This is a genomic window from Vibrio sp. 970 (assembly GCF_033339075.1).
Genome location: NZ_JAWOTW010000017.1, coordinates 1 through 15913 on the forward strand (window position 1 = coordinate 1; position 15913 = coordinate 15913).

At 44.0% G+C, this 15913-nt stretch carries 14 protein-coding genes and 1 tRNA gene; 4 read left to right on the forward strand and 11 right to left on the reverse strand.

Annotated elements, in window-relative coordinates; translation table 11 throughout:
* Positions 1 to 374: 374 nt before the first annotated feature.
* The 7 genes from R7Q11_RS20320 to R7Q11_RS20350 all read right to left on the reverse strand — a co-directional run bounded on the left by R7Q11_RS20320 (position 375) and on the right by R7Q11_RS20350 (position 7061).
* Positions 375 to 1628 (reverse strand): HD-GYP domain-containing protein, encoded by a 1254-nt coding sequence (locus tag R7Q11_RS20320; protein ID WP_005381029.1) that lies wholly within the window; start codon positions 1626 to 1628, stop codon positions 375 to 377.
* Positions 1629 to 1758: 130 nt separating this feature from the next.
* A complete protein-coding gene (locus tag R7Q11_RS20325) occupies positions 1759 to 2757 on the reverse strand; it encodes a LacI family DNA-binding transcriptional regulator (RefSeq protein WP_213868947.1) in 999 nt (332 codons plus the stop codon).
* Between the two features lie 104 nt (positions 2758 to 2861).
* Positions 2862 to 3617 carry a chitin disaccharide deacetylase gene (gene chbG, locus R7Q11_RS20330; RefSeq protein ID WP_017821838.1) on the reverse strand — a complete coding sequence of 252 codons (756 nt, stop codon included), beginning with the start codon at positions 3615 to 3617 and terminating at the stop codon, positions 2862 to 2864.
* 18 nt (positions 3618 to 3635) lie between these two features.
* Positions 3636 to 4958 carry a 6-phospho-beta-glucosidase gene (locus R7Q11_RS20335; protein WP_005381048.1) on the reverse strand — a complete coding sequence of 441 codons (1323 nt, stop codon included), beginning with the start codon at positions 4956 to 4958 and terminating at the stop codon, positions 3636 to 3638.
* 12 nt (positions 4959 to 4970) lie between these two features.
* Positions 4971 to 5282 carry a PTS lactose/cellobiose transporter subunit IIA gene (locus tag R7Q11_RS20340; protein WP_225466684.1) on the reverse strand — a complete coding sequence of 104 codons (312 nt, stop codon included), beginning with the start codon at positions 5280 to 5282 and terminating at the stop codon, positions 4971 to 4973.
* Between the two features lie 51 nt (positions 5283 to 5333).
* Positions 5334 to 6668, reverse strand: coding sequence for a PTS sugar transporter subunit IIC (locus tag R7Q11_RS20345; protein WP_005381064.1), 1335 nt, complete (start codon positions 6666 to 6668; stop codon positions 5334 to 5336).
* A gap of 87 nt (positions 6669 to 6755) precedes the next feature.
* Complete coding sequence (locus R7Q11_RS20350; protein ID WP_025767645.1) at positions 6756 to 7061, reverse strand: PTS sugar transporter subunit IIB; 306 nt, start codon at positions 7059 to 7061, stop codon at positions 6756 to 6758.
* Positions 7062 to 7308: 247 nt separating this feature from the next.
* On the opposite strand from R7Q11_RS20350, the gene R7Q11_RS20355 reads away from it, so the two are divergent.
* On the forward strand, positions 7309 to 8592 hold the full coding sequence (locus tag R7Q11_RS20355) for a carbohydrate-binding protein (RefSeq protein ID WP_225466678.1): 1284 nt from the start codon (positions 7309 to 7311) through the stop codon (positions 8590 to 8592).
* Between the two features lie 247 nt (positions 8593 to 8839).
* Here the strand turns inward: R7Q11_RS20355 and R7Q11_RS20360 are convergent.
* Together R7Q11_RS20360 and R7Q11_RS20365 are read right to left on the reverse strand one after the other, a co-directional pair.
* A tRNA-Leu gene (locus R7Q11_RS20360) sits at positions 8840 to 8924 on the reverse strand.
* Positions 8925 to 9114: 190 nt separating this feature from the next.
* Complete coding sequence (locus R7Q11_RS20365) at positions 9115 to 9780, reverse strand: SDR family NAD(P)-dependent oxidoreductase (RefSeq protein WP_213886858.1); 666 nt, start codon at positions 9778 to 9780, stop codon at positions 9115 to 9117.
* Between the two features lie 227 nt (positions 9781 to 10007).
* On the opposite strand from R7Q11_RS20365, the gene R7Q11_RS20370 reads away from it, so the two are divergent.
* Together R7Q11_RS20370 and R7Q11_RS20375 are read left to right on the forward strand one after the other, a co-directional pair.
* Entirely contained in the window at positions 10008 to 11276 is a 1269-nt protein-coding gene (locus R7Q11_RS20370) for a DUF2254 domain-containing protein (RefSeq protein ID WP_225466679.1), read from the forward strand.
* 184 nt (positions 11277 to 11460) lie between these two features.
* Positions 11461 to 11940, forward strand: coding sequence for an RDD family protein (locus R7Q11_RS20375; RefSeq protein WP_005381070.1), 480 nt, complete (start codon positions 11461 to 11463; stop codon positions 11938 to 11940).
* 87 nt (positions 11941 to 12027) lie between these two features.
* On the opposite strand, the gene lptG is transcribed toward R7Q11_RS20375, so the two are convergent.
* Positions 12028 to 13098 (reverse strand): LPS export ABC transporter permease LptG, encoded by a 1071-nt coding sequence (gene lptG, locus R7Q11_RS20380; RefSeq protein WP_005381071.1) that lies wholly within the window; start codon positions 13096 to 13098, stop codon positions 12028 to 12030.
* Between the two features lie 3 nt (positions 13099 to 13101).
* Positions 13102 to 14202 (reverse strand): LPS export ABC transporter permease LptF, encoded by a 1101-nt coding sequence (gene lptF, locus R7Q11_RS20385; protein WP_005381072.1) that lies wholly within the window; start codon positions 14200 to 14202, stop codon positions 13102 to 13104.
* A gap of 200 nt (positions 14203 to 14402) precedes the next feature.
* On the opposite strand from lptF, the gene pepA reads away from it, so the two are divergent.
* On the forward strand, positions 14403 to 15911 hold the full coding sequence (gene pepA / locus R7Q11_RS20390) for a leucyl aminopeptidase (protein ID WP_005381073.1): 1509 nt from the start codon (positions 14403 to 14405) through the stop codon (positions 15909 to 15911).
* The last annotated feature ends 2 nt before the right edge of the window (positions 15912 to 15913 follow it).

Here is a 15913-nt window from a genome sequence, read left to right on the forward strand (position 1 = left end):
AAAGAAATATCTAATTGGATTATCATCAACGAGTGCCCACACAGATTGATAGGTCTATATTGTTAAAGAGCTTGCTTTGCGAGAAGTTTTTCTCTCAAAGCGGAGGTGCATTCTAGCGATTTAGTTGTTAGTGTCAAACACTTTTTTAAACTAATTTTTTGTAGAAGCTTTTTACCTCTTCGACCCTGCTGAAGCCTTGTGACGTCTGCTGTGTCGATGGATGCGCATTATAGGGAGAAGATTTTCTTTGGCAATACTAAAAATGCATTTTTTCTAAAAAAACATGCCAAATGGATACTTTCCATCCAACCCTAAAATTACCCAGAAATAACACTCAGGATTTATACAATTTACCCACAAAAAGCTGTGGATAACTACTCATCACTATCAAAGAAATAAGAAATACGCGAACGCGGATTTAGATACTCTTTTACTTTATCCGGTAATTTTGACGGATGAATCGCGTTAACTATCTTTATATCTTTTGAGGCAAGATCAATGATTGGCGCTTGCGTCCTTGGTACTGATGGATCGTAAACCAAGACATTCGGGAATAATAAATGCGATGCATTCACTGAGATAACCAGGCCGACCATATTATTAGAAAGCTGAACTACGGTACCCGGAGGAAACACGCCCATAAACTTAATTAGGATGTTCAGGTTCTCTTCTTTATATAGGTGTTTACAGTTCTTATATAAATGAGAGAGTGCGGTATAAGGAATCTTTTGATCTGAGACTATCGGTGTATGACACAAGTTATCAAACGCATTGGCTACAGCAATAATTTGAGCAAACTCGTTGATCTCATCTCCTTTCAGGCCTTTAGGATAACCAGACCCATCTCTTAGCTCATGGTGCTGCGCGATCACAATTCTCGCGACTTCGGGAAAAGCCTCGATTTGACTCGCAAGATCGACACCATATTTAGTGTGCAACTTTAAGTAGTTGGTTTCTGGCTCTGTTAGAGGTAGTTGCTTTCTTAATATTGCAGTCGGGATTTTTATTTTCCCGATATCATGGAATAGTGCGGAGAAGGAAAGCTCTTTCAACTGTGCTGCTGAGTACCCTTTAGCACGGCCAATCATCATCGAGATAACAGCCACGTTCAATGAGTGGAAATAAATATCTTCAAACTCATTTTTTCCGTTCATCAGATGTAACGTAACATTATCATCGCACATTAACTTCTCGACGATATCTTCAATAAGAAGCTTTGCTTCATCAACTGCTGCTGTCGGACGGTTACGGATTTTAGTCATGACTGAACGCATACGTGCCAGAGAGCGCTCAAACTCTTTTTCACACTGAATCACGCGTCGACGGTATGCACTTAACTTTTCTATGCGGTTCTGTTTTTCTTGCCACATTTTTTGAGTTTCATGATCTAACGACGCTTCATTTGTTACTCTGTCAGCTTGTCTTTGATCAACAGGGAGTGGAACGGCATCGCTTTGCTCTGGATTAAAGTAAACGAACTTTACGCCGAGGTGGCGGATCATCTCGACTTGCTCTTGGTCTTTAATCTTAAAGCTATTGAGTAGAAAGGGGTGATCGTTCCACTTTAGCGGAAGACGGATATGTAATCCGGGTTGAATACGATCGACCGTTAGTTTAATGGCTGCCACTTATTCACTACTGATTTATATTTCTTAAGAGAGTTAGAATACTAGTAAATTTTGTGAATAAATTCATCAGTAACTATCAAAACATCAAACCGTTATTTCTAAGCGACTCACTTAATTAGATAGAAGTAAGCTACTTTAAGGAGCGATCTGCTTTGCGTATTTTAAGCTTGGCCTCGAACACTGGCTTGTCTATTACTTCTTGATCTTTGACTAGCCCCATTAACGTTTGTACCGCTACACGGGCCATGTCACTGATAGGAAAGTGCACTGCTGATACTGTAGGGTAAAGACTTTCACAAAGCTCAACACTGTCAAAGCTAGTTAATGAGATTTGCTCTGGTACAGAAATACTGTGCTCGTGTAAGTACTGCATTGCGCCAACCGTCATTTCTTCACTGCACGAAAAGACAGCCGTCACATCAGGGTGTCGTTGTAAAATTGCAGCCATTGCATCATAACCACTTTGCCGACCATAATTCCCTTCTTCACACCAGCTTTCATCAATATCTATACCAGCATCCTTCATTGCATCAATATACCCAAGCTTTCTCAATACACTGTTATGACGTTGGGATGGACCGGCAATACAAGCAATCTTTCGATGACCACCAGCTAAAAGGTGCTCAACGGCAATACGGCTTGCATGATGATGGTTAAAGGTAACACAACGCTCTTCTATTCCTTCCACGTAGCGATCCAGGAGAACGAAAGGTGTTGGCTGTTTAGCTAATTCACGTAAGTCATCATCTGACAAATAACGACTATGAAGTACATAGCCGTCACAACGTAAATCATTAAAACGCTGAATTGCCTCTTTTTCACCTTGTGCAGAATGATGGCCTTGAGCTGTAATCAAAAACTTCTTATGAATATCCAGCTCGGTCTGAACCTGCTCCATCATCTCGCCAAAGAAGCCCCCCGTATAGTAAGTCACCAATAACCCAACCATATTACTGGATGAGGTTGCGAGTGAACGAGCAATTGCACTAGGACGATAATTCAATTGCGCCATAGCTTGCTCTACTTTTTTTCGAGTTTCCTCGCGAAATTTCCCCTCTCCATTAATAATTCGAGAAACGGTAGAGCGATTTACACCGGCGAGTTCGGCTACATCTTTAATCCTTGCCATAATGCTATTGGGTCCAACTGCAATTGTTATTAAATATTCGTTTGTGTAGAACGGCTGCCAGCAATTCGTAAGGTGCTATAGGGGGCGAAGCTGGCAGCCTTTAATCATACACCGACCATTTGATTGGTAGAAACAAGCTCAGAGTAATCCGTGACAGTTATGCCATGATGAGCTAACTGTTCTTTTAAAATGGGAGAGGTAAGAACTTGTAACTCTAGCTCTCGCTGAAGCGCATAGCCACTCTTTAAGATAAGCGCCTGATCGGCCTCTGCCGGGTGGCACATCACCTCAACCAAGTCATAGTCAGCTTTTAAGCTCAATAAATGTGTCATCAAACCATCCAAGCTCACTTTTTGGTCATAAAACTCATCAGTAAAGATATACCTGATTGTCATCGATTCTTGACACAAGCCAGTGCCCCGCAGTGGCACTCGGTATTCATTCGCTACTTCTTTAATAACGGGCAAAATTTGAGGGTGAGTATGCGCGTGATGATGGCTATCTAAGTGGCTTAGCTCTAACCCAAGCGATAAAAAATGTTCCACCTGAGCTTTTGCTTCATCATAAACGACCTGAGTTTCGAAGTCCTGCTTACTCCAAAGTTCGTCATAGTTGATAAAGTGCGCTCGGCCGTTGGTCAAGTTAGGATGCTTCGTTATAGGCACACCTGCTGTAAACCTAAGATGAACGCCAACTTTCAAGCCTGGATTATGGCGAGCTAGTTCTAAGGCATGTTGCTCAGCATCCATACCCACCATCATGGTGGTTGAATGAACCACACCTTGCTGATGAGCTTTAACGATGCCGTTATTTACACCTCTCGTTAAACCAAAATCATCAGCATTAAAAATGACTTTCATCGGCGCCCTTCCTTAGTCTTACAACGTCGTTAGTTTAAATTGAGGTAAATACGGAGCGTTCACCGCCAGAATATCATCCAGAATTGACTTGGCGCGGCCAATGTCAGGCACCAATGGGTTATTGGTTAATGCCATAAGCGCCTTGTCATAATTACCTTCGACAGCAGCTTCTATTGTTAGCTGCTCATACGCTTTAACTTGATGGAGTAATCCTTTGATATTGTTTGACAACTCGCCAACCGCAAGAGGTTTCGCCCCCCAGCTACCAATCACGGCACTACATTCAATCACAGCATCGTCAGGTAGGCCGTTGATCGCTCCATTATTTAAAACGTTAACAACATGAATACTATTACGATTGTTATAAATTGAATCAACTAGGTTCAGTGATGCATCAGAATAATAAGCACCACCCCGCTCCTCTAACTCTTTCGGCTTATGATCGAGGGTAGGATCTTGATAGAGCTTAAATAGCGCATTTTCTGTTTCCATTACCTGCTCAGCACGAGTGCCTTTTTCATCGGCACTTTGTTTCTCTTCAGCAAGCATGGCATCAGTTTGGTAGAAGTAACGATGATAAGGACATGGTATCGCCCCCAGTGCTTTTAGAAATGCCGGATCCCACGGCTCTTCCCAGATATTCTTCATACTGAAGTTGGCACCATCACCGACTTTCTCTAATACCGTTTGAGTAATATCTTCCCCATTGAGCCATGCTTTGTGTACCCACACGAGATGGTTTAACCCAGCAAACTCAAGTTGCAGCTCTTTTGGCTCGCACTCCATCATTTCTGCAATCATCATTTCCATTGAAACGGGCACATTGCATAAACCAATACTCTTTACTTTGGTGTACTTACTGACCGCTTCGGAAACTAAACCCGCTGGGTTGGTGAAATTGAGCATCCATGCGTTTGGAGCCAACTCTTCAATGTCTTTACAGATATCAAGAATGACCGGAATGGTTCGCAGTGCTTTAGCAAAACCACCAGGGCCCGTTGTTTCTTGGCCGATGACGTCGTACTTGATTGGGATTCGCTCATCGTTAGCGCGTGCAGCAAGGCCACCAACACGAAACTGCGTCATCACAAAATCCGCATCTTTTATCGCAGCACGGCGATCGAAACCGGCTTTTATCTCAATTTTTGCTCCGGCTTTATCGACCATTCGCTGAGCCAATCCTTTGATGATCTCAAGCTTCTCAGCTCCTGACTCAATGTCCACAAAATGAATCTTCTTAACGGGTAAATATTCTAAGCGCTTAATAACCCCTTCAACCAATTCCGGGGTATAGCTACTACCACCGCCAATAATGGCAAGTTTGATCGCCTCTCTAGACATTTTCATCCCCCTTTATTTGTTCGAGATTTTTTTGTTCAGTGCGACGATTTCTACAGCCATCTCTTGAGCCAAAATCGTAGTCATTAGGTGATCTTGAGCATGCACCATCACTAACGTCATCGGGACTTTCCCTTCTCCCTGATCTTCTTCAATAAGCTGAGTCTGTATTAAGTGGGCTTTATTAATGCACTCTCTTGCTTGAGAGAGCTTCTCATCAGCCGCTTCAAAATCTTGTTCTCGAGATAAACGCAATGCCTCGCAGCTTAAACTTCTGGCTTCACCAGCATTGCAAATGATCTCCATTACAACCAATTCTTGTTCCATCATTTTCTCTCCGAAAATCGGGCCGCGGTAATTGCGGCCCATTAAGCACAGTTAAGCAGTAACGCCTTCGCCTGACGGCTGCGTGTCACCTTTAGTTTCCTTCGTCGTTGGTAGTTCTTGCTCCAACATTTGCTTCTCAAACATTTTGAAGAATGGGAAGTAGATGATTAGATCAAGAATTAATAAACCAATGACGAGCAATACTGGCGCAAAGGTCCAACCGCTACCCCACGAAGCACCTATCAGTGCCGGTGTTGTCCAAGGTGTTGTAGCGACACCCATACCCACAAAGCCGACATGCACAGCAAAATACGCAATCGTAGCGTTGATGACTGGAGCGAAGACGAACGGGATAAACAAGGTCGGGTTCATCACAACTGGGCTACCGAAGATCACAGGTTCGTTGATTTGGAAAAAGCCAGGCACCGCACTCATTCGACCAATGCTCTTAAGGTGAACAGAACGGCTAAACGACATCAGCATAACAAGAGCAAGTGTTGCACCAGAGCCGCCAATAAAGATGTAAAAATCCCAGAACGGTTGAGTAAATACGTTTGGAATCGGTTCACCTGCAACAAAGGCTTCAATGTTGGCACCAATGTTGGTCAAAAAGATTGGAGAAAGCAGTCCAACAACAATTGCAGCACCATGAATACCCGCAAACCAAAGCAGCTGGCAAAGCAATAAAGCGCCAATAATGGCAGGCAATGAGTTAGACGCACTAATTAGCGGTTTAAAGATAGCCATAACAGCGTCTGGAATCAGCATGTCGTACTGGGTTTGTACGAAAAGGCTAAGTGGATATAAGGTAATGAATATCGCTAAGACTGGTAGCAATACTTCAAATGATCGCGCAATCGCCGGTGGCACCTGCTCTGGCATGCGAATCGTAATATTGTGCTTTTTCATAAAACGGTAGAGCTCCACCGAGAAAAATGCACACATCACTGCGGTGAAGATCCCGGTTCCGCCCATGTGAGACATAGACAACGCGCCATCTTTAGCTGGGGCCGCAATGAGTAAAAAAGACATTAGTGACAATACAGCACTCGTGATCCCATCCATCTTGTAAGCCTTCGCTAAACTATAAGCAACGCCCAGCGAAACAAAAATAGTCATGATCCCCATCGACATGTTGTAGGGCATCATTATGGTATCAAAATGTGTAGTGGCGAAATCGAGCCAAATTCGACCAAAAGTAAAGGTTGTATCTTCGGCAAATGGGGGGAATGCAAAAATCAAAATGAAACTACCGACAATAATAAACGGCATTGCGACAATAAAACCGTCTCTCATTGCGCGAACATGGGGCTGATTCCCCACTTTAGCTGCTATAGGGGCTATATGCTTTTCGACTGCGCCTATAATTGCGTCATAAAGCTTCATAGAATCCATCCTTATTTTAGGCAAAAGAATCCCGCATCAAATATTTATATTTGATGTACAGTTATCTTTTTAATTTAAAACTATAGTTTAGTTAATTAATTCTAATGCTTGCTCTAGTACTTCTTCTCCCTTCATCATTCCATAATGCTGAGGAGAAATAGCATCAATGTTTTTACCATGCTCTTGCGCCGTTTTTCTTAGCTCTTCTAGCTGAAAGCGTACTTGAGGCCCGAGAAGACAAACATCGTACTCTTTAATTGCATCTTCAAACGCATTCACTGACATTGCATCAATCTTGCACTCAATTCCTTTATTTTCAGCAGCTTGCTCCATTTTCTTAACAAGCATACTGGTGGACATCCCTGCGCTACAGCATAAAAGGATCTTTTTCATAGCCTTACTCCCGTTGTGTAAATTTCAACCTACAAAAACTGTAGCAAAAATAACCAAGACAAAAAAGCGCAACCGGTTGCATTATTCGTGAACACAATCCCAATTTAGAAAATACCACCTATTTTTTTGTAATTATTTAGGTCTAGGATAAAAGTCATAAAATAATTTAAGACATCACATTAAGTTTCAAATTATCAATATTTTACTACTGACAACGTCGTTATTAATTTCTTAAAAGGAATAGAGAATGAAATTTAATAAATTGGCTATTGCAACGCTTGTAAGTGCCGCACTATCACAACACTCATTTGCTCAAACCGACTCTAAAGGCACAATTTATCTAACGTTTGATGATGGACCAATCAATGCATCTATTGACGTTATTCAAGTACTTAACCAGGAAGATATCAAAGCGACGTTTTACTTTAATGCTTGGCATTTAGATGGAATTGGTGATGAGAATGAAGACCGTTCCCTAGAAGCCTTAAAGCTCGCATTAGACACTGGTCATATTGTTGCGAACCACAGTTACGATCACATGGTGCACAATTGCGTGGATGAGTTTGGACCGAACAGTGCTGCGGAGTGTAATGCGACCGGGGACCACCAGCTTAACTCGTATCAAGACCCTGTTTACGATGCCTCAATGTTTACGGAAAACTTATCTGTGTTAGCAAAGTATTTGCCGAACATTACAAGCTACCCGAACTACAAGGCAACAGAGTTTGCTAGACTGCCCTACACCAACGGTTGGCGCGTGACGAAAGACTTCAAAGCAGATGGGTTATGTGCCACGTCTGATGGCCTGAAACCTTGGGAACCAGGATATGTATGCGATACATCCAACCCATCCAACAGTGTAAAAGCAGCTATCGAGGTTCAAAATATCCTAGCGAATAACGGCTATCAAACTCACGGTTGGGATGTGGACTGGGCACCCGAAAATTGGGGCATTGAAATGCCAGCAAACAGCCTTACAGAAGCAGAAGCATTTCTTGGATATGTGGATTCCGCGTTAAACACTTGTGCACCAACAACGATTAACCCGATCAACTCCAAAGCTCAAGAGTTCCCATGTGGCACACCTTTACACGCCGATAAAGTTATCGTATTAACTCACGAGTTCCTATTTGAAGATGGTAAGCGTGGCATGGGGGCAACGCAAAACCTGCCTAAGCTCGCTAAGTTTATACAGTTAGCAAAACAAGCGGGTTATGACTTCGACACAATGGATAACTACACACCGAACTGGCAAGTTGGTCATAACTACGACGCTGGCGATTACGTCTTACACCTAGGTACTGTATACCAGGCTGTAACAAACCATACTGCACAACAAGATTGGGCACCGTCTCCAACCTCTAGCCTTTGGACAAATGCGGACCCAGCCACTAACTGGACTCAGAATGTTTCCTATAAACAAGGCGATGTGGTGACTTATCAAGGTTTGCGTTATCTAGTTGATGTACCGCACGTGTCCCAAGCTGACTGGACTCCGAACACTCAGAATACCTTGTTCACAGCTCTATAGGCTGTTCTTACTATCACCATGTAGTAGTTTGCGCGAGGCATACCCCTCGCGCTTTTTTGTTTTGAAGATCCAGATACAACAAAGCCCCGACTTTCATCGAGGCTCTGTCTTACAATATGGTACCGGTGGACGGAGTTGATTGGACTTGCATTCCTGCCGCCACCGCGAAGGCAACGCTAACTTCCTTTTGATATTTACGAGCACCTAAAACGACGAAAGGCCGCTATAAAAGCGACCTTTCTATGTATGGTACCGGTGGGCGGACTTGAACCGCCACGCCCGAAGGCAACGGATTTTGAATCCGTCGTGTATACCAATTTCACCACACCGGCATCTTTGGGCTATTGCCCTTTGATGGTTGGCATTATACGTAAGCTTTTGACCTGCGCAAGCAGAAATACCTTAAATAACTATCGTTTGCTGATAATTTCGCCACAAAGTGTGACAAAGCTGTACTCATAAGAAACGTACGCTCCATTTTCTACTACTCTTCCAGATGAAAATGAGTATACGAAACTCTTTTTAAGTTCTATTCACTGTAATATCAGAAACATAACCATTCCCAATGCTCGACAACGCATTATGGAGCATCTCTGCGGCATCTTCTGCTTGCATGAAGTGACTCGTGTCCATCGTATTGCCGCTTGTTTTCCAGAATTCCGTATCCATTCCACCAGGATAAACCGCGATAATTTTCATAGGTTTTCCTTTTAGCTCCAAACGAACCGACTCAATTAATCCTTTGACGGCCCATTTCACTGCACAATACGTAGACTCTTGCGCTTTAGGTTGTTGCGCGGCTGTGGACATGATCATGACCACTTTTATTGGATGATCTTTGTAACGCTTTACTAACTCTCTTAGCACATGAATCGCAGAATTCAGGTTGTTATCAATCAACTTTTGAATCTCTTCCGGCTCCTGCTCTTCCAGTAAGCCAAAATAACCACTTCCCGCACTATGAATGACCATTTCAGGGGACTGTTTCACCCCATCAAAGAGCTGTTTCACATTTTGGTGCAATGAGAGGTTGCAAGCTTGATAACCAACGTTATGAGAGAGTTGTTTTGCTAGTGCGGATAGTTTTTCTGTATTTCTTCCTATTACATACGTCTCTTTGCCTTCCGCATCATAACGCTTTGCTAGTTCCGCCCCTAAGCCGCTACTTGCACCTGTAATTACAATCATGCGCTACCTCTTTTCAATCACATACTTTTAATTCATCTATCAATTAAGGTAACAGAATCGTGGTAATTCACACCTCAAGAGCACCATTCTTTGAAGCAAGCAGCTTTCTTACTTTCGTGATGCATGAAATATCAAGCAGAACGACGGGCATTTAACCTATGCTTAAGCAAGAATAACTTTCTGAATTTTCTATCGACTTTCTAGTGAGAACTGAATAGGAGCAAAGAATGACTGGGTCAAAATGGCAGTGGTTACTGAAACAGATGACACGAAAACTGTGGGTCCGGACGTCACTCTACGCATTACTAGCTGTTGCTACCGCCTTAATGTCGATTGTTTTAAACCAGTTCATTACTCTGCCCCCTGCCATCAACGTCAGCAAGGATTTGTTGAACAACATATTAAATATCCTCGCAACCTCCATGCTTGCAGTGACTACATTCTCTCTCAATATTATGGTCTCAGCGTACAGTGCCGCTAGTGCAGGGGTAACGCCGCGAGCGACAAAACTGTTGATGGAAGACAGCACAACACAAAATGCCTTAGCAACCTTTCTTGGCTCTTTTCTATTTAGTTTGGTAGGAATTATCGCGCTAGGTATTGGGGCCTATCATCAACAAGCACAAATTTATCTGTTCATCGTGACTATCGCCGTAATCGTGATGATCATACTCACTCTGCTACGTTGGATTCAGCACCTTTCCGTACTAGGAAGGGTCAGTGAAACCACTTCATACGTGGAGCAAGCCTTGTTAGATGCGATAAGAAAACGGGGCAAAGAGCGTTGGCTAGGTGCTCACCCGTGGAGCCACCCAGAACATAAACCCAGAGGAAGTAAACCTATTTTGAGCCAAGAAATTGGCTACTTACAGCATGTTGATATGCATCATCTCGATAGTATTGCTGAAGCATACCAATGCACCATCTACCTTGAGCGACAACCGGGAAGTTTTGTGTACGTAGGTCAACCATTGGCTTGGGTTTGTGGAGAGTTGCCAGACGAAAGCGAAGTAACGGCAGCCTTCACGATTCGAACGGAGCGTTCATATGATCAGGACCCTCGCTTTGGTTTAGTCGTTATGGCGGAAATCGCCTCACGAGCACTATCTCCGGCTGTAAATGATAATGGCACCGCGATTGACGTTCTTGGGCGTTCTGTACGAGCACTTTCATTATGGGGAGACCTACTCTGTGAGCCGCCTACCAAAACTCGATATCCTAGACTATTTGTGCCCGCATTGAGCTGCCAGGATTTGTTTGATGATGTCTTTTTGCCGATAGCACACGATGGTGCAGCGCAACTCCAAATACAGATTCGCCTACAAAAGGCCTTGCTAGCTCTCTCTAGTATGCACCCTAAGTTATTTTTGTCACCAGCAATCAAGCTGTCAGAAAAAGCTTTAGAGCTTTCATTAAGCCAACATTATACCGAAGATGAGAAACACCAACTCTCTCAACTATCTAATCTGGTCACAGACCAAAGAGCCAATGGTTAAGAGAGTCGAATTCAGTTGAAACATATTGCTGCACGGCCTCGTGTATCATGACATGTGCTGATAACGTAGGGCAGAAAAGTCTCTTCGTTTATACACAATTAAAGACTCTGTGCGTTAGGTCTCTTTTCTCTTGGTGAGGGAATCTATATTCTGACGCACAATTTTTAAGGTAAGTGATGGAATAATGACAACGTCTACAACTCTTCCACCTGCTGGTCTCTTTCGTCGACTTGCAGCGTTGATTTACGACACATTGATTATTATCGCAATTGAAATGATGGCCGCAGGTATTGTTATGGCCGTTGTGTTTGCACTAAATGCAGCAGGATTGTTGAGCTATGGCGAGTACGCTGATGCCGCAGATATGCTCGGAAAGCACCCTGTATTGAGCCCTCTATTTACACTTTATCTTGCGGGTGTGTGGATATATTTCTTTGTGTTCTTCTGGACGCGAGCAGGACAAACTCTTGGGATGCGCGCTTGGAAGCTTCGAGTTCGCAATGCCAAAGACGGAGCACCAATTACGGTAACTCAAGCTCTGATTCGTATTTCGACATCTGGCTTTGGCTTGGCAAATTTGACTGTACCGATTGATCCGAAGAAACGTGGTTTCCACGACATTTGGGCCAAAACAGAGGTTGTTGTATTACCTAAGGCAAATTAACTTGTCTAGGAACACAAAAAAGGAAGGCGTAATGCCTTCCTTTTACGTTTGGTTCGGTAAAACTTGGTTTATTCGATGATGCTTCAGTTATAGCTTTCTTCGTAGCAGTGCAATCGCAATAGCTAAGAACACCAAACTCGGGGCCAAAGCACCAAACACTGGGGATATGCCATACACCAAGCTTAATGGACCAAAGAACTCACTGGATATGTAAAAAGTAAACCCGGCAACCACGCCCGACAATACCCTTGCCCCCATGGTCACGCTTCTGAGTGGACCGAAAACAAAAGATAGCGCCATTAACATCATCACAGCAATTGAAAGCGGCTGAGTCAACTTACGCCAAAACGCCAACTCATAGCGAGATGCATCTTGTTCCGATGCTTTCAGGTAAGTCACATAATCATACAAACCGCTCAGTGACAGTTCTTCTGGCTTCACGGTCACCACAGCTAGCTTATCTGGTGCCAAAGAGGTGTGCCACTCCATCTGTTCGATGTCTTGCTTTGAAATTACGTTTTCATTTTCCATGTCCGTAATTTGTACGTAGCGCATCAGCCAGTTGTTATCTTGTTGGTAGTCGACTTCTTCGGCGAAAATAACTTTTTGTAGATTCTTATCATCATCAAAACGCCACATATTTAAAGCATAAAGCTTGTCGTCTTCGACTTTACCTATAAAGATAAAGTCGTTTGCGTCACGAGCCCACACACCTGAGCGCACAGACACAATGCTACCACCTGATATCGCAAACGCACGTAAGTCACGGGCCATCTTCTGGGCCTCAGGAGCGCCCCATTGACCTAACGCCATAACGACAATCATGAGCGGGACGGCCGTTTTTAGTACCGATAACCCGATATCCAGCTTAGAGAAACCAGCAGCTTGCATCACCACCAGCTCAGAGCTTGAAGCCAACATACCTAAGCCGATCAGGGCACCGAGTAATGCCGCCATTGGAAAGAACATTTCGATATCACGCGGCACACTGAGTAACACAAAGTACAACGCATGAGTGAGGTCGTACACACCTCGCCCTACTTTACGTAGCTGTTCTACATATTTGATGATGCCCGATAAGCCAACAAACGTCGCTAAAACCAAGGCAGTGGTAGAGATGATGGTTCTACCGATGTAAAGGTCTAAGATTTTGAACACAGCTTACGCGAGCCTCTTCTTGCGGAATTTGTCTTTTATTCGTCTAGCAGCAACGCTGTCCATCATATTCGCCATGATAGCAACAATCAGCAACATCGCATTGATTGGCCACATACCAATAGCAGCCGGGATGTCACCATCTTCTAATGCAGATTTGGTTGCACTGATCGCCAAGAAATACGCTAGGTAGATCAGAATCGCAGGCCCCATTTTGGCAAACCGTCCCTGACGCGGATTCACCGCAGACAAAGGAATAACGAGCATTGTTAAGAGTGGAATACACACAAATAACGAAATTCGCCATTGTAGCTCCGCTTGCGCCTCTGGATCTGGGTGACCTATCAAGTCAACCGTTGGGTATGCTTCCCAGTCTCGCCCTTTCTTTTTGACCTCACGTTGGCCGATAACACCTTCGTATTCATCGAATTTCGTGATCATATATTCAACGCGAGTAGGCACACCTTCATAACGCGTACCTTCTTTCATAGTGATGATCTGACGACCGTCCGAAAGCTCTTTTACTTCACCAGAAGATGAGAACATCACACTCGGTAACACTGAATCTCGAGGGCGCATCTGCGCAACAAAAACGTTGCTCAAGGTATTGTCTTTAATGTCATCGATGAACACAACCGATGAACCGTCTGGTGTACCTTGGAACTGACCTTTTTTAAGTAGGTCAACGCTGTTTTCTGACGCTACCTGCTCATAAAGCTGCTCAACGCGGTCTTGAGACCACGGCGATAGCCACAACGCATTGAAAGCCGCCACCGCTGAAGTAATCAACGCTAGGTATAAGGCCGCTTGAACCAAGAATTTATTACCAATACCTGTCGCGTTCATTACGACAATTTCGCTCTCTGCATACAGACGACCAAATGTGATCAATATGCCGATATACAGACTTAAAGGCAGCATTAACAGACCCATTGCTGGCATGTTCAAACCAACAATCGAGAAAATCAATCCAGCAGGAATATCCCCATCAGAAGCATCAGCAAGAACACTTATGAATTTCTGGCTTACAAACACCAAAAAAAGTACGAAAAAAATCGCAAATTGGCTCTTGAGTGTTTCGCGGATCAAATATCTAACAATAATCACGCTGAAATTACCTATACAAAACTTGTTTTTTTGGTCGAATCACTATAGTTTCCCGTTGAACCATTTATTTTTTTAAAAATTATAAACTAGATGTTAGTCGCTTAATCAGCTCTGCATGTAAGCCTGGAGCTAAAATTCAACAAGTAAGCGATCATTATCTAACATTTAGAGCAATTTGTCTTCAGGATGTAGGAGTACGCATGGAGTTCAGTGTAAAAAGTGGCAGTCCAGAGAAACAACGTAGCGCATGTATCGTTGTTGGTGTGTTTGAACCACGTCGCCTTTCTCCAGTAGCCGAACAACTTGATAAAATCAGTGACGGTTACATCAGTTCACTACTTCGCCGTGGTGATCTAGAGGGTAAACCTGGTCAGATGCTGCTACTGCATCAAGTACCAGGTGTTTTGTCAGAGCGCGTTTTACTTGTCGGTTGCGGCAAAGAGCGTGAACTTGGCGAGCGCCAGTACAAGGAAATCATTCAAAAGACGATCAGCACACTTAACGAGACAGGCTCAATGGAAGCGGTATGTTTCCTAACTGAACTGCATGTTAAGGGTCGTGATACATACTGGAAAGTGCGCCAGGCTGTAGAAGCGACTAAAGATGGTCTATACACATTTAATCAATTCAAGAGCGTGAAACCTGAGACTCGCCGCCCACTGCGCAAGCTTGTTTTCAACGTACCAACGCGTCGTGAATTGAACTTGGGTGAAAAAGCAATCACTCATGGTCTTGCTATCGCATCAGGTGTCAAAGCCTCAAAAGACCTTGGCAACATGCCGCCAAACGTAGCTAATCCAGCTTACCTTGCTTCTCAAGCTCGTCGTCTAGCGGACGATTACGAAACCGTAACCACCAAAATTATTGGTGAGCAAGAGATGGAAAAACTGGGTATGACCTCTTACCTAGCAGTAGGCCGTGGTTCTAAAAACGAATCTATGATGTCTATCATCGAGTACAAAGGTAACCCTGACTCAGATGCAAAACCGATTGTGCTCGTAGGTAAAGGTCTAACCTTCGACTCAGGCGGTATCTCTCTAAAGCCGGGCGAAGGTATGGATGAGATGAAGTACGACATGTGTGGTGCGGCATCGGTATTCGGTACAATGAAAGCGCTAGCGAAGCTAAACCTACCAATCAACGTTATTGGTGTTCTAGCGGGCTGTGAAAACATGCCTGGCAGCAACGCTTACCGTCCAGGTGACATCCTAACGACCATGTCTGGTCAAACTGTAGAAGTTCTGAACACGGATGCTGAAGGCCGTCTTGTTCTTTGTGACGCACTGACTTACGTAGAGCGTTTCGAACCAGACTGCGTGGTTGACGTTGCAACGCTAACTGGTGCTTGTGTTATCGCACTAGGCCACCATATCAGCGGTGTAATCTCTAACCACAACCCTCTTTCTCATGAGCTAGTAAACGCTTCTGAGCAAGCGAGTGACCGTGCATGGCGTCTACCAATGGCAGACGAGTACCACGAACAGTTGAAGAGCCCGTTTGCGGATATGGCAAACATTGGTGGTCGCCCTGGTGGCACAATTACTGCGGGTTGCTTCTTATCTAAGTTCGCGAAGAAGTATAACTGGGCACACGTCGATATCGCAGGTACCGCGTGGAAATCAGGCGCAGCGAAAGGCTCAACGGGCCGTCCTGTCTCAATGCTTGTCCAATTCCTTTTGAACCGCAGCGGCCAAGAGACAGAAGAGTAATT

Excerpts from the sequence above, each read along its gene's own strand:
- R7Q11_RS20325 (WP_213868947.1), bottom strand. The coding sequence starts at position 2,757 with ATGGCAAGGATTAAAGATGTAGCCGAACTCGCCGGTGTAAATCGCTCT.
- chbG (WP_017821838.1), bottom strand. The coding sequence starts at position 3,617 with ATGAAAGTCATTTTTAATGCTGATGATTTTGGTTTAACGAGAGGTGTA.
- R7Q11_RS20335 (WP_005381048.1), bottom strand. The coding sequence starts at position 4,958 with ATGTCTAGAGAGGCGATCAAACTTGCCATTATTGGCGGTGGTAGTAGC.
- R7Q11_RS20340 (WP_225466684.1), bottom strand. The coding sequence starts at position 5,282 with ATGGAACAAGAATTGGTTGTAATGGAGATCATTTGCAATGCTGGTGAA.
- R7Q11_RS20345 (WP_005381064.1), bottom strand. The coding sequence starts at position 6,668 with ATGAAGCTTTATGACGCAATTATAGGCGCAGTCGAAAAGCATATAGCC.
- R7Q11_RS20350 (WP_025767645.1), bottom strand. The coding sequence starts at position 7,061 with ATGAAAAAGATCCTTTTATGCTGTAGCGCAGGGATGTCCACCAGTATG.
- R7Q11_RS20355 (WP_225466678.1), top strand. The coding sequence starts at position 7,309 with ATGAAATTTAATAAATTGGCTATTGCAACGCTTGTAAGTGCCGCACTA.
- R7Q11_RS20365 (WP_213886858.1), bottom strand. The coding sequence starts at position 9,780 with ATGATTGTAATTACAGGTGCAAGTAGCGGCTTAGGGGCGGAACTAGCA.
- R7Q11_RS20370 (WP_225466679.1), top strand. The coding sequence starts at position 10,008 with ATGACTGGGTCAAAATGGCAGTGGTTACTGAAACAGATGACACGAAAA.
- R7Q11_RS20375 (WP_005381070.1), top strand. The coding sequence starts at position 11,461 with ATGACAACGTCTACAACTCTTCCACCTGCTGGTCTCTTTCGTCGACTT.
- pepA (WP_005381073.1), top strand. The coding sequence starts at position 14,403 with ATGGAGTTCAGTGTAAAAAGTGGCAGTCCAGAGAAACAACGTAGCGCA.